The organism is Collinsella aerofaciens (assembly GCF_002736145.1).
Classification (GTDB): Bacteria; Actinomycetota; Coriobacteriia; order Coriobacteriales; family Coriobacteriaceae; genus Collinsella; species Collinsella aerofaciens_A.
In genome coordinates this window covers 721,957-735,384 of the sequence record NZ_CP024160.1, presented here as the reverse complement: position 1 = coordinate 735,384, position 13,428 = coordinate 721,957, and the positions used below count along the sequence as shown (strand labels likewise).

The 13,428-nt window shown below is 61.1% G+C and carries 10 protein-coding genes; all 10 read left to right on the top strand.

The window, feature by feature from the left end; all coding sequences use genetic code 11:
• The first annotated feature begins 10 nt into the window (after positions 1 to 10).
• The gene (recO, locus tag CSV91_RS03265; protein WP_099431793.1) at positions 11 to 760 is read left to right on the top strand and encodes a DNA repair protein RecO; all 750 of its coding nucleotides are present in this window, start codon (positions 11 to 13) and stop codon (positions 758 to 760) included.
• Between the two features lie 138 nt (positions 761 to 898).
• Positions 899 to 1,177, top strand: a complete 279-nt coding sequence (gene rpsO, locus CSV91_RS03260) for a 30S ribosomal protein S15 (RefSeq protein WP_099431792.1) — start codon at positions 899 to 901, stop codon at positions 1,175 to 1,177.
• 150 nt (positions 1,178 to 1,327) lie between these two features.
• Complete coding sequence (locus tag CSV91_RS03255; RefSeq protein ID WP_099431791.1) at positions 1,328 to 3,574, top strand: polyribonucleotide nucleotidyltransferase; 2,247 nt, start codon at positions 1,328 to 1,330, stop codon at positions 3,572 to 3,574.
• 647 nt (positions 3,575 to 4,221) lie between these two features.
• Positions 4,222 to 5,892 (top strand): ribonuclease J, encoded by a 1,671-nt coding sequence (locus tag CSV91_RS03250; RefSeq protein ID WP_022094702.1) that lies wholly within the window; start codon positions 4,222 to 4,224, stop codon positions 5,890 to 5,892.
• Position 5,893: 1 nt separating this feature from the next.
• Positions 5,894 to 8,674 (top strand): FtsK/SpoIIIE family DNA translocase, encoded by a 2,781-nt coding sequence (locus CSV91_RS03245; protein WP_232049550.1) that lies wholly within the window; start codon positions 5,894 to 5,896, stop codon positions 8,672 to 8,674.
• Positions 8,674 to 10,185: a helix-turn-helix domain-containing protein gene (locus CSV91_RS03240; protein ID WP_099431790.1), complete on the top strand. Its 1,512-nt coding sequence runs from the start codon at positions 8,674 to 8,676 to the stop codon at positions 10,183 to 10,185. Before CSV91_RS03245 ends, CSV91_RS03240 begins: the two co-directional genes overlap by 1 nt.
• Before the next feature lie 26 nt (positions 10,186 to 10,211).
• Complete coding sequence (locus tag CSV91_RS03235; protein WP_022094699.1) at positions 10,212 to 10,709, top strand: YajQ family cyclic di-GMP-binding protein; 498 nt, start codon at positions 10,212 to 10,214, stop codon at positions 10,707 to 10,709.
• 27 nt (positions 10,710 to 10,736) lie between these two features.
• Positions 10,737 to 12,086: a 30S ribosomal protein S12 methylthiotransferase RimO gene (rimO, locus tag CSV91_RS03230; RefSeq protein ID WP_099431789.1), complete on the top strand. Its 1,350-nt coding sequence runs from the start codon at positions 10,737 to 10,739 to the stop codon at positions 12,084 to 12,086.
• Between the two features lie 99 nt (positions 12,087 to 12,185).
• Positions 12,186 to 12,734, top strand: a complete 549-nt coding sequence (gene pgsA, locus CSV91_RS03225; protein ID WP_232049615.1) for a CDP-diacylglycerol--glycerol-3-phosphate 3-phosphatidyltransferase — start codon at positions 12,186 to 12,188, stop codon at positions 12,732 to 12,734.
• A gap of 12 nt (positions 12,735 to 12,746) precedes the next feature.
• Positions 12,747 to 13,277 carry a CinA family protein gene (locus CSV91_RS03220; RefSeq protein ID WP_099431787.1) on the top strand — a complete coding sequence of 177 codons (531 nt, stop codon included), beginning with the start codon at positions 12,747 to 12,749 and terminating at the stop codon, positions 13,275 to 13,277.
• Positions 13,278 to 13,428 lie beyond the last annotated feature (151 nt).

The following is a 13,428-nucleotide window of genomic DNA, read 5'->3' as shown; positions in this document are numbered from 1 at the left end:
CGCGGCGCGCATGGCAGGCTCCCGGACATATCGCACGAAGGTGCTCGTCCTCGATAAGACCAAGCTCAAAGAGACCGACCTGATTCTGACGATGCTTGACGAGCGGGGTCGGCAGGTTCGTGCCGTGGCAAAGGGCGCGCGCAAACCCGGCGGGCGCTTGGCGGCGCGCTGCGAGCTGTTCTGCACCGTCGATATGCTGCTCGCGCATGGTCGGTCGCTCGACGTGGTTTCTCAGGCCGAGCTCATGGAGGCGCCGCTCGGCGCCGCGCCCGATTACGAGACGACTTGCGCCGCAAGCGCGATTGCCGAGGTGGCGCGCGTGTGCTCGTTCGAGGACGCCGAGGACTCGTTTACCTTTGCCATCACGCAGCGAGCGCTTGCCTTGGTGGGCGGCGGGCTCGACGCGGCGCATATGGATCTACTTGTGGCGGCATATGTCTTTAAGCTGCTGTCCCACGTTGGCTACCGACCCGATTTTTCGGCCTGCGTGCTGTGCGGAGACCCCATGTTGTCGTATTTTTCGCCCCAGGCGGGCGGTCTCATGTGCGGGTCGTGCGCGTCGAGCGTTCCGGGTGCCGAGCTGGTGTCGACCGGTGAGGTCGCATGGCTGCGCGCCCTCATGTCCATGACCTTCGATGCGCTTATGGCCGAGAGGGTCGACCCCCATACCGCTGCCTTTTTGCTGGGGCTTTCGCACGTGTGGGCTGCGACGCACACCGATCAACGTCTCCGTGCGATGGAATTCATGTTGGGTCGGTGATGATGCGCAGGCGCGGGCTGCTTGTGGTAACATACCGACCTGTTGGTACCTCGACCTTGGATGCTCGCTCCACCGGCGGCTTCCCAGTCCGAGGCGAATAGCGTCGCCCGCGGGCGACAAGAAACGAAAGGTGAAACAATGACTGTTTCCAAAGAGCGCAAGGCAGAGCTGACTGCTCAGTTCGGTAACACCCCGGTCGACACCGGCAACCCCAAGGTTCAGGTCGCTATCCTGACCGAGCGCATCAAGGAGCTGACCGAGCACATGAAGTCTCACCAGAAGGACTTCCACACCCGTCGTGGCCTGCTCATGCTCGTCGGCCGTCGTCGTCGTCTTCTCTCCTACATCAAGAAGAACGACATCGTCGAGTATCGTGAGCTCATCAAGGCTCTGGGCATCCGCGACAACATCCAGTAAGGATTTGTACATGCAAGGAGCGTCCTGCGCAGCGGGGCGCTCTTTTTGTGTAAGGGCGTGAACAATCACGCTCTGAAGCGTGGCGGGGGCAGGGGGCCCGCGTCACATGAGAAGCCCGCAGGCAAGGGGTCTGCGGGGTAAAGGAGAACAATGACACTCGTATCCAAGACCTTTGAGCTGTACGGCAAGACCTACACCTTTGAGTCGGGCGAGCTTGCCAAGCAGGCCACCGGCGCCTGCCTGGTCAAGCAGGGCGACACCACGATGCTCGACACCGTGGTCGTCTCCAAGGAGCGCAAGAACTACGACTTTTTCCCGCTGACCGTCGACTTCAACGAGAAGATGTACGCAGCCGGCCGCATCCCGGGTGGTTACCTCAAGCGTGAGGGCCGTCCCAGCGAGAAGGCCACGCTCACCGCGCGCATGATCGACCGTCCGATTCGCCCGAGCTTCCCGGACGGCTTCCGCAACGAGGTGCACATCGTCGCTACCTCGCTCGTCGCCGACCAGGTCAATCCCTTTGACGTCATCAACGTCATGGGTGCTTCCCTGGCCATGACGCTCGGCGGCGTGCCCTTCGAGGGCCCGCTTGCCTGCGTGCGCATCGGCCGCAACGTGGAGACCGGCGAGTTTATCGTCAACCCCACCTACGAGGAGCGCGAGAACTCCGATCTGGACCTGGAGCTGGGCGGCTCTGCCGACTTCATTTCGATGGTCGAGGCCGGCGCCGAGGAGATCTCCGAGGACGACATGCTCGCCGCCATGAAGTTTGGCCAGGAGGCCCTTGCTGCCTTCTGCCAGGCTCAGGACGAGTTTGTCGCCGAGTGGGAGCAGGTCAACGGCGCTATCGTCAAGAAGGAGTACCCGCTCGACCAGCCCGTCGAGGAGGTCCAGGAGCGTATCTTTGCCCACTACGACGAGATGGCTGCCGCCCTTCGCGACGCCGACAAGCTCTCCCGTATCGGCAAGGTCGAGGCTCTGAAGGAGTCCATCCGTGCCGAGTTCACCGAGGAGGAGCAGTCCGCTTGGGAGCGCGAGATTCCCGTGGCGCTCAAGAAGCTCGAGAAGAAGGCCATGCGCACCATGGTCGTCGAGACTGGTGAGCGCGTCGATGGCCGTGCCGCCGATGAAATCCGTCCCATCATGGTGAAGGACAACTACCTGCCGCTCGTTCACGGCTCCGGCCTGTTCCAGCGTGGCCAGACCCAGGTGCTCTCTGTCCTGTCGCTCGGCATGCTCAACGAGGGCCAGCGTTTGGATACCATCGAGCCCACCGAGGGCAAGCGCTACATGCACCACTACAACTTCCCGCCGTTCTGCACCGGCGAGACCGGCCGCATGGGCAGCCCCAAGCGCCGCGAGATTGGCCACGGTAACCTGGCCGAGCGCGCTCTGCTTCCGGTGCTCCCCGACGAGAACGAGTTCCCTTACGCCATCCGCGTCGTTTCCGAGGTCATGGAGTCCAACGGCTCCTCTTCGATGGCTTCGACTTGCGGTTCCACGCTCGCCCTTATGGACGGCGGCGTGCCCATTAAGCGCCCGGTCTCCGGTATCGCCATGGGCCTGATCCAGGAGGAGGGCAAGACCGTGGTCCTGTCCGACATCCAGGGTCTCGAGGACTTCCTGGGCGACATGGACTTTAAGGTCACCGGCACCACCGAGGGCATCACCGCCCTGCAGATGGACAACAAGGCCACCGGCCTCACCTTCGACATCCTGGCCCGCGCTCTGCAGCAGGCCAAGGAGGGTCGCGCCTTCATCCTGCAGAAGATGCTCGATGTGATCCCCGAGCCGCGCCACACCACGCGCAGCACCGCTCCGCGCATCGTTTCCATCCAGGTTCCGACCGACAAGATCCGCGACGTCATCGGTTCCGGCGGTAAGGTCATCCGCGGTATCCAGGACGAGACCGGCGCCTCGGTCGACATCCAGGAGGACGGTACCGTCTTTGTCGGCGGCACCGGCGAGTCCGTCGACCAGGCCGTCGAGCGTATCAAGCTCATCATCAAGGTTCCCGAGCCGGGCGAGGAGTACACCGGTCGTGTGGTCTCCATCCAGCCCTTCGGCGCCTTCGTCAACCTGCTGCCCGGTAAGGACGGCCTGCTGCACATCTCCCGCGTCGCCAAGGGCCGCGTGGAGAAGGTCGAGGACGTCCTCAATGTTGGCGACGAGGTCAAGGTCGTCGTCATCGAGGTCGACGATCGTGGCAAGATCTCGCTCGATCGTCTTGACAAGCCCGAGGCCCCGGCTCGCGCCGAGGGTGCCTCCGAGGGCGACGGCGAGCACTTCCAGCGCCGTGAGCGTCCTCGTCGCGAGCGCTCCGAGCGCAGCGACCGTCCGCGCCGTCCCGGCGACAACGGAGGCCGCAAGCCCCGCCGTCACCACGACGCCGAGTAACAGCCGCACATAAGCAGCTCAACAAGGGCGACTCCTCCATGGAGTCGCCCTTTTGCTATTCCCGGCGGGGTCCGCGGGTAAAGTTTCCTGCTCTACAGTCCTGCTCACGACGGAGGCCACATTAAGTGGCCTCCTGTTCGTGCGGAACTCGCGATAAACTTTACCCGCGGCCCCCGCCGGGAATAGCAAAAGGGCTGGTTGCTGCGGGTTGCGATTTTGTCAGACAGTCTATTCAGTTATTTGAATTCAGATCTTTTGACAATCGCATGCGCGTCATTGCCCCAGATAAAACCGACCAAAATAAAGCTGTCCTATTTTGGCAGGTCTGGTCTCAGCGGGCCCGGCACGGGCTAAGTTTATCGCGAGTTCCGCACGCAAAGGAAAGCACTTAATGTGCTTTCCGTCTTGCGCAGGACTGTAGAGCAGGAAACTTCATCAGTGCCCGCCCCACGGGAAACCGGCGGGATAGACCGGTTCAGATGGGGCTTTGATGCATGGGTGGTCTGTTGTTGTGCAAATGGGTATCATACTGTGGTTATTGCATCGACTCTGCGATGCATATTTGTACGTTCCCGGCGGTCGGTTTGCCAGAAGCGCCCCGTCGGTTGTTCCAGACCCGTTTCGAAGAAAGGAAACCACACTAACCTATGGCAGCTAAAAAATCATCTCCCTTGAAGATCATCCCGCTCGGCGGTCTTGACGGCATCGGCAAGAACATGACGGTCTTCGAGTGCGGCGACGACATGGTGCTCGTCGACGCCGGTCTTATGTTCCCCGACGACTCCCAGCCCGGTATCGACCTGGTGCTTCCCGACTACACCTATGTTCTAGAGAACGAGGAGAAGCTCCGCGGTATCGTCGTCACCCACGGCCACGAGGACCACACCGGTTCGCTTCCGTATCTGCTGCAGGACCTCAACAATAAGGTGCCCATCTTCTCGAGCAAGCTGACGCTTGGCTTTATCGAGGGCAAGCTTTCTGAGTTCCGCATCCGCGCACCCAAGTTCCGCGAGGTCAAGGGCGGCAGCCATGTCAACCTCGGCGGCATCTCGCTCGACTTCTTCTCGATGACGCACTCCATCCCCGGCGCTCTGGGCGTGTTCATCCGCACCAATCAGGGCACCGTTATGCACACCGGCGACTTTAAGCTCGACCAGACGCCCATCGACGGCGTCACGCCCGACTATGCCGCTATCAGCCGCTTTGCCAAGCAGGGCATCGACCTGCTGCTTTCCGACTCTACCAACGCCACGGTTCCCGGCTTTACCAAGTCCGAGGCAGAGGTTGGTCCCAACCTGCTGCACGCCATCAAGAACGCCCCGGGTCGCGTGTTCGTCGCATCGTTCTCGAGCCACATCCATCGTTTGCAGCAGATCTGCGATGCCGCCCGCAAGTGCGGCCGTAAGGTCGTTGTGACCGGTCGCTCTATGCTCACGAACACCCGCGTGGCGCGTGAGCTGGGCTACCTCAACATTGATGACGCCGATATCATCGATGCCTTCGACATTGATAACCTGCCCGACGACAAGATCGTCGTCATGTGCACTGGTTCGCAGGGCGAGCCGCTGTCGGCTCTGTCCCGCATGGCCAATGGCGAGCACAAGACACTTTCCATTCACGAGGGCGATACCGTTATCCTCTCTGCAACTCCTGTTCCCGGCAATGAGAAAGCCGTCCAGCAGGTCGTCAACAGCCTTGCCAAGCTCGGCTGCGACGTGTGGGATAAGAACCGCGCTCTCGTCCACGTCTCCGGTCACGGTAGCCAGGAGGAGCTCAAGCTCCTGATGGCCATGGCCAAGCCTACGTACTTTATGCCGGTCCACGGCGAGGCCGTGCATCTGCGCGCCCATGCCCAGCTGGCCCGCAAGATGGGTCTCAAGGACGATCATATCTTTATCCTCGATAACGGTGACACGCTCGAGATGCGCGGCGGTATTGTCAAGCGTGGTACGCCCGTCGAGTCCGGCGTCGTCTACGTCGACGGCCTGCGTATCGGCGATACCGACCCCATCGTCCTGCGCGATCGCCAGAAGCTCGCCAATGACGGTATGGTCACGGCCGTTGCTATCGTCTCGCTCAAGCACAAGAAGATCGAGGCTATCGAGTTCTCGGGTCGCGGCGTCTCGTTTGCCATCGACGACCAGTTCTCCGAGGATGCCTCCGCATCCATTATGAAGACGATCGAGAAGGGCAAGTTTAGCTTCACGAGCAGCGGCTCCGATGCCATTCGCAAGGCCGTGCGCGATTCGCTCTCCAACTTCATTTGGAGCCGTACGCGTACCCGTCCGATGATCATCCCGGTCGTCATGGAGGTTTAGTTTGGCGCGCGGATCTGCACAAAACGCCAAAGGCAATAAAGCCAACAACCAACCGGCATCTGCTAAGGGTGCCGGTTCCCATCTGCGTGCCAATAAGGGCCATGAGGCAGACTTCGACGATTTTGAGCCCTTGGTCGAGCCCTCGGCCAACCGCGATATCGCCGGCGTGGTCATTGCCGTTTTGGCGATCGCGTCCTTCATTGCCGTGATCTCACCGGCAACAGCGCCCGTGACGGCTGCTGTTGCCGGGTTCTATCACCTGGGCTTTGGCCTGGGCGCCTACGTGCTGCCGATCGTCATCTTGCTGTTTGCCGCCACGCTCTTTTTGGGTGAGGACTCGCCGCTCAACGTGCGCTCTGTTGCGGGCGGCGCCGTGGTCTTTATCGCCGTCGTCTCCATTCTTTCGCTGATGGTGCCGGGCACGAGCGATTCGTGCGACCTCATGTTTACGCCGCAGAACCTTTCCGTGTCGGGTGGCTACATTGGTGCGTTTATTGCGAGTGCGCTGCAGAATGCCCTGGGTAAGCCTATCGCGATGGTGGTCCTGTTGGGTCTGGCCGTCGTTGGTTTTGTCATCATTGGCTTTTCGGTGGGCGGTGTGCTGCGCTCTGCCCGCGATCGTGCGGCAGATTTTGCCGAACGCCGTCGTGCCGATGTCAACGCCAGCCCTTGGGGTGACGACGAAGCCCTGTCGGTGCCCGGCGTTGCCCGTCCGCACCTGAGCATTCTTCGTCAAAAGGGCTCCGATGCTGCCGTGACCACGGTCATGGGCAACGATGTGGACCCGGTTTTGGACGATGATGACGAGGACGAGGATCCGTTTGTTGACGTGTCCGATGCCGTGGATGCCGAGCGGGCCAAGACCACGCTGTTGCCGCACCGCCATGCCAAGAAGGGCAAGGCCGCGCCCAAGCTCAATACGAGTGAGCCCGACCCGTCTTGGTCCGATAGCGAGATTGAGCTCACCGAGGGCGATGACGAGGACGACGAGGCTCCGATTGAGACCGCAAAGACAACTTTGCTGCCGCGTCGCCATGCAAAGCGCGGCCAGGTAACCGGCCAGCTTTCGATGGAAGACGACCCCGATAAGATCGACGAGCCCGAGCCGCCGTTTGCCGTGAATCCCGTCTCGGCCGCACCTCAGATTCCCGATTTTCTGAAGCATCCCAAGGTTGCCGATGCACCTGCCACGAGTGCTGTCGAATCAGCTGCGGCTCGTGATGGGGGAGCGGACGGCGGCGCCGCAGATAACGAGGGCGAAGAAGAGGACGGCCTCAAGCTTCCGCCGCTCGAAATCCTGCATGCCAACCCGCAGTCGGCTTCCGCCGCGTCTTCGGACAAGGAGCTTGAGCAGACCGCTGAGTCACTGCAATCCACCTTGCTTGAGTTTGGCCGCAGTGCCCGCGTGGTCGGCTGGATCGCCGGCCCCACGGTGACGACCTTTAAGCTGCAACCTGGCGAGGGCGAGCGCGTGAGCAAGATTTCGAGCCTCGAGGACGATATCGCGCTTTCGCTCGCTGCCCAGTCGGTACGTATCTTTGCCCCGATCCCCGGCACCTCGCTCGTGGGCATCGAGATTCCCAACCGCAAGCGCCAGAACGTCAACCTGGGCGACGTTCTGCCCTATGTGAAGGGCGGTCCGCTCGAGCTAGCCATTGGTCGCGATGCCGAGGGCACGCCGGTTGTCGCCGATCTCGCCAAGATGCCCCACCTGCTTATTGCCGGTACGACCGGTTCTGGTAAGTCGGTGATGATCAATTCCATCATCACGACCTTGCTCATGCGCGCCCTTCCCGAGGACGTTCGCCTGATCATGGTCGACCCCAAGCGCGTCGAGCTTGCGGGCTATAACGGCCTGCCGCATCTTTATGTACCAGTGGTGACCGAGCCCAAGCAGGCCGCCAGCGCGCTGCAATGGGCTGTGTCCGAGATGGAGCGTCGCCTGAAGGTCTTCGAGCGTCTCAACGTGCGTAAGATCTCGACCTACAACGAAAAGCAGGCTGCTGGCGAGTTTGAGCATTACGATAACCCGCCGCAAAAGATGCCCTACCTGGTCATTATCATTGACGAGCTCTCTGACCTGATGATGGTCGCCGGTAAGGATGTCGAGGCCTCGATCGTGCGTATTGCACAGCTGGGCCGTGCCGCCGGTATTCACCTTATCGTTGCCACGCAGCGCCCCAGCTCCAACGTGGTGACGGGCCTCATCAAGGCCAACATCACCAACCGCATCGCCTTTAACGTCGCCACGGGCATCGACTCGCGCGTCATCATCGACCAGATGGGTGCCGAGAAGCTCACCGGTTTGGGCGACATGCTGTTCTCCAAGGTCGACTGGGGCAAGCCCCGCCGTATCCAGGGCTGCTTTGTCTCGGACGACGAAATCAACGAGATTGTCGAGTTTGTCAAGTCGCAGAGCGAGCCCGACTACCACGAGGAGATCCTGTCGGCTGTGGCGCCCGCTTCCATGTCCATGGCGGGTGGCGGCGGCATTGTCCGCACCGGAGTCGCCGAGCCGCAAGATGACGACCCGCTTATCTGGGAAGCCGCCCATATTGTGGTGGAATCGCAGCTTGGCTCCACATCTGGCCTGCAACGCCGCCTGAAGGTTGGCTATGCGCGTGCCGGGCGTATTATGGACATGCTGGAAGAAAAGGGTGTCGTCGGCCCGCCCGACGGTTCCAAGCCGCGCGAGGTCCTGTTGGACGAGGAGGGGCTTGCCGCGTTGGAGTCTGTCGACGCCGAGATGGCACGTGAAGATCGTGAGTTTGGAGGATTCTGATGGCTGCACGCTTTGGTGACATGCTGCTCGAGCAGCGTCGCCGAATGGGCCTTTCCATTCAGCAAGTCGCCAACACCATCAAAATCAGGCCGCAGATCATCGAGTTTTTCGAGACCGGTAATTTTGCTTCGATGCCGCCGCGTGGCTATGCGCAGGGCATGATTTCGAGCTATGCTCGCTTTTTGGGCCTCAATCCGCGTGAGGTCGTCAATGCCTACTTTGACGACCTGATGGCATACGAACGCGAGACGTCGCAGCAGGGTGGTCGTTTCCAGGACGCTGCCGGCTACGTCAATTCGCGTTCCTCTGTCGATAACGGGCGCTTTCTGATGGTTCAGGGCGGTCGTTCGACCCGCTATGGACAGCGTCCTCAGCAGGCCGGTTATATTACCGAGACGGGTTCGGGCGAGGAGATTCGCTCGCAGCGTGACCGGTTCCGCAGTACGCCGATGCCCGAGGACCGTGCACTTCCCGCTGCTCGCGGCGTGGCGCGTGACCCTCGTGCCGGCTACGGCGACGGCGGCTATTCCGATCGCGGTCACCGTGGTATCTCCACCGGACGCTCTCGCGGTGGCTATGCGGACGCCGATACCACGCAGGTGACGCCGCGTCTTCGCTCTCAACCACAGTCGTATGGCCAGCGCTCTTCGGCTCCGCGTGCGGGCCAGCGTGCCTATCAAGGCCGCGGTGAACTTGCGCCCCGTTCGGGTCAGCGCGGCCTTCAGGGCCAGGGTGGCTATCGCGGCCGATCCGATAGCAATCGTGGTCGTATGTCTCAGGGAGGCGGCCGCAGCAGTTCCAGTCGTGGACGCGGCGGTTCCCGTGCTCCTCAAAACAACGGGCTCGATCCGCGTATCGTCTACGCCGGTATCGGTGCCGTGGCGTTGCTGCTGATCGTGCTCATCGTGGTACTTCTGCGCGGCTGCGCATCTTCGACGCCCGAGACCACACCCGAGATGCCCACTGCTACCAAGACGACGACCAAGAAGTCTTCCAAGAAGACCGAAACGGTCGACGAGGACGAAGACACCGATGAGGCGACGGATGAGTCGACCGATTCGGATGCCACCAAGACGACGGCCAAGAAGGAAGAGAACGAGGTAACGAAGGTCAAGGTCTCCGTTGCCAAGGGAAAGACCGCGTGGATTGAGGTCAAGGTCGACGGCAAGTCGGTCTATGGTGCCCAGTCGACTGGCCCCTTTGAGCAGGAGTACACGCCCGAGTCCTCGATCGAGATCACCACGTCCAAGCCTTCCGATGTCACCGTTACCAAGAACGGCGAAAAGGTCCGTTACGATACTAAAACCTCGGGCGTGGCGCGTGTGACGATCACCGTTCCCAAGAAGGAGACGACTGATTCCGAGAATGGTGAAAGTTCTGATGGTACCGATACCACCGACGGTACCGATGCCACCGACGGTACCGATGCCCAGTCCACGGATGGCGCCGATACCGCAACTGACGGTCAGACGCCCACCGATTCTACCGACTATTCGTACGATAGCTACTAAGCTGCTCGTACGCGAAAGGAAACATCATGGCTAAAGATTCCAGCTTCGACGTCGTGTCCGAGGTCAACATGCAAGAGGTCGACAACGCCTTTCAGCAGACCACGCGCGAGATTTCCCAGCGCTATGACCTTAAGGATTCCGGCGCCACGATCGAGCTTTCGAAGGGCGACAAGCTCTTTACGATCAACGCCCCGGCTGACTTTGTCTCCAAGCAGATTATCGACGTGCTGAGCTCCAAGCTCATCAAGCGCGGCATCGACCTCAAGGCTGTCTCGTGGGATGCTCCGCAGGCGGCATCGGGCGGCACCGTGCGCGTACTCGGCCATATCGTCGAGGGTATCGACCAGGCGACCGCCAAGAAGATCAACAAGGACATCAAGGACCAAAAGCTCAAGGTCAAGGTGACCATCGAGGCCGACAAGCTGCGTGTTTCCTCTGCTTCGAAGGACGCGTTGCAGACCGTGATCCAGTTCCTGCGCGACCAGGACTACGGCCAGCCGCTGCAGTTCACCAACTACCGCTAATATCATTCGAAAGGACCGCTCTCCAACATGGATACACCGTTGGGCTCCGTGCTCTACATCACCCTAGGGTGCGCTAAGAACGAGGTCGACACCGACCGCATGCGTTCTCTTTTGACCGCCGCAGGCTACGAGGAGGCATTCGACCCGCAGGATGCCGATATCGCCATCGTCAATACATGCTCGTTCCTCGCTTCCGCAACGTCCGAGAGCATCGAGACCACCCTCGAGCTCGCCAACGAGGTTCAGGACGGCGTTCGTTCTTGCCCCATCGTCATGTGCGGCTGTGTGCCGTCGCGCTATGGCGACGACCTGCCTGACGAGCTGCCCGAGGTTGCTGCCTTTGTGAAGGCCGACGAGGAGGACGGCATCGTGGCGGTCATCGATGGCGTGCTGGGTGTCGAGCGTGAGATCGCTGCCTATATTCCGCAGGTCAAGCGTACCGTCGAGGGTGCCGTTGCCTACGTCAAGATTTCCGATGGCTGCAACCGCTTCTGCAGCTTCTGCATGATCCCCTATATTCGCGGTCGCTATCATTCGCGCAATGCCGAGAGCATTATCTCCGAGGTGCGCGACCTGGTTGCCGGCGGCGTGCGCGAGATCGTGCTGATCGGCCAGGACACTGGTATTTGGGGCACCGACTTTGCCGACGAGGATGTCGCCGTGGGCTCGCCGCGCAATCTGGCGCAGCTGCTGCGTGCCGTCGCCGAGGCCGTGCGCCCGCACAACGTCTGGGTCCGCGTGCTCTATCTGCAGCCCGAGGGCATGACCGACGAGCTTATCGAGACCATTCGTGATACGCCCGAGGTGCTGCCCTATATCGATATCCCCGTGCAGCACTGCGACGCGCGCATCCTCAAGGCTATGCGCCGTTCCGGTTCGCGCCAGGAGCTCGAGGACCTGTTCCGCGATCTGCGTGAGCGCATCCCCGGCATCGTGATCCGTTCCACGGCTATGGTCGGCTTCCCGACCGAGACCGACGACGAGTTCCGTGATCTTATCGACTTTATGGACACCGTCGGCTTTGACTACACGAGTGTCTTTGCCTACTCGCAGGAGGAGGGCAGCCTGGCCGCCAAGATGGAGGGTCAGGTCGACGAAGAGGTCAAGCTCGAGCGCGCCCAGGAGGCCATGGACTTGGCCGAGTCGCTCGGTTTTGCTGCAACTGCCGCACATGTGGGCGAACGCGCCCAGGTGATCGTCGACGGTATCGAAGAGACCGAGGACGGCGCCGAGCTGATCGGCCATGCCTGGTTCCAGGCGCCCGATTCCGATGGCGCGGTGCACTTGGACGCCAGCGAGGCGTCCGTGGGCGATATTCTGACCGTCGAGTTTACCGATAGTTTCTGCTATGAGCTTATCGGTCATGTTGTGGAGTAGGAGCGCGTTGTGGCTAACGAGAGCAATAAGGAACTGACGAGTGTTTGGACGCCCGCCAACATCGTGACGTGCGTGCGTATCGTCTTTATCCCGGTGTTCATGATCGTGTCGGCGCTGTCTCACACGAGCGTTGCCGGTACGGATTGGAGCACCTTCGACGGCCCGCTCGCCGCCGCCGCCTTCATTCTGTACGTCATCCTGTCGTGCACCGATAAAGTTGATGGCTACCTGGCGCGCTCGCGCAATGAGATCACCGACTTCGGTAAGTTCTTGGATCCCATCGCCGACAAGCTACTCGTGTTCTCGGCCTTGCTGCTGTTCTTGGACTTTGGCGCCGTGTCGGTTTGGTCCGTGTTCATCATTCTGTTCCGAGAGCTGCTGGTAAGCGCCCTTCGCATGGTTGCGAGTGCCGCCGGCGTGGTCGTTGCGGCCGATAAGCTCGGCAAGTACAAGACGGCGACCACGATGGTCTCCATCTGCGGTTACCTGTGCGTCTTTGCGATGGCCGGCTTGCACCTTGGCCCGGTGGCGCTGACGCTCGGCATCTACTCGGTGTCGCGCTTCCTGTACGCCGTTGCCGTTGTCTTGACCGTTATCTCGGGCGCCCAGTACTTCTGGAACTGCCGCAAGATCGTCTTTTCGGTCTAGGTCCTGGTGAGTATGACGGACTCTTTTGAGCAGATTTCCGCACATAACGAAGAGCTGGCGCGCGATATTGTCGAGCGTGCGAGCGCTCGGGGCGTGACGGTTTCGACGGCTGAGTCGCTGACGGCGGGTATGATCGCCTCGACGATTGCCGATATCCCGGGCGCCTCGGCGGTGCTTCGCGGCGGTGCGGTGACCTACTGCGATGAGATCAAGCATCGCGTTTTGGGTGTTGAGCAGGAGACTCTCGACCGCTATACCGCGGTGTCGCATCAGACCGCGCGCGAGATGGCGGCGGGTTCGCTGGAGCTGTACCAGAGCGATATTGCAGTGAGCGCAACAGGTTATGCCGGCCCCGGCGGCGGCACTGAGGACGATCCGGCTGGCACTTTCTATAGTGGCTGGGCGTATCGCGCGGCTGATGGGGAGGTGCCGGTCGTGGACTCTGTGCGCTGCCACTATGAGGGCGACCGTTCGTGTGTTCGTGCCCATGCGGTCGCGGAGGCATTGGGACGCATTGCCCTTGTGCTCAACTCTATGGAATAGACGTGTTTTAAGGGGCCTTAGGGCCCCTTAATTGTGGAGATAGGGACCCCTGACGAATTCAGCGTTTTTACTGGTCATAGGTGTATTCTTGCCTTCCTTGTTCATATTTGGCCCTTTGTGGTCAAGCATTTGGTCAGTGTTTGGTCGGCGT

Coding starts and splice junctions, on each gene's coding strand:
- CSV91_RS03250 (WP_022094702.1), top strand. CDS start 4,222: ATGGCAGCTAAAAAATCATCTCCCTTGAAGATCATCCCGCTCGGCGGT.
- pgsA (WP_232049615.1), top strand. CDS start 12,186: ATGATCGTGTCGGCGCTGTCTCACACGAGCGTTGCCGGTACGGATTGG.
- CSV91_RS03255 (WP_099431791.1), top strand. CDS start 1,328: ATGACACTCGTATCCAAGACCTTTGAGCTGTACGGCAAGACCTACACC.
- rpsO (WP_099431792.1), top strand. CDS start 899: ATGACTGTTTCCAAAGAGCGCAAGGCAGAGCTGACTGCTCAGTTCGGT.
- CSV91_RS03235 (WP_022094699.1), top strand. CDS start 10,212: ATGGCTAAAGATTCCAGCTTCGACGTCGTGTCCGAGGTCAACATGCAA.
- recO (WP_099431793.1), top strand. CDS start 11: ATGGCAGGCTCCCGGACATATCGCACGAAGGTGCTCGTCCTCGATAAG.
- rimO (WP_099431789.1), top strand. CDS start 10,737: ATGGATACACCGTTGGGCTCCGTGCTCTACATCACCCTAGGGTGCGCT.
- CSV91_RS03220 (WP_099431787.1), top strand. CDS start 12,747: ATGACGGACTCTTTTGAGCAGATTTCCGCACATAACGAAGAGCTGGCG.
- CSV91_RS03240 (WP_099431790.1), top strand. CDS start 8,674: ATGGCTGCACGCTTTGGTGACATGCTGCTCGAGCAGCGTCGCCGAATG.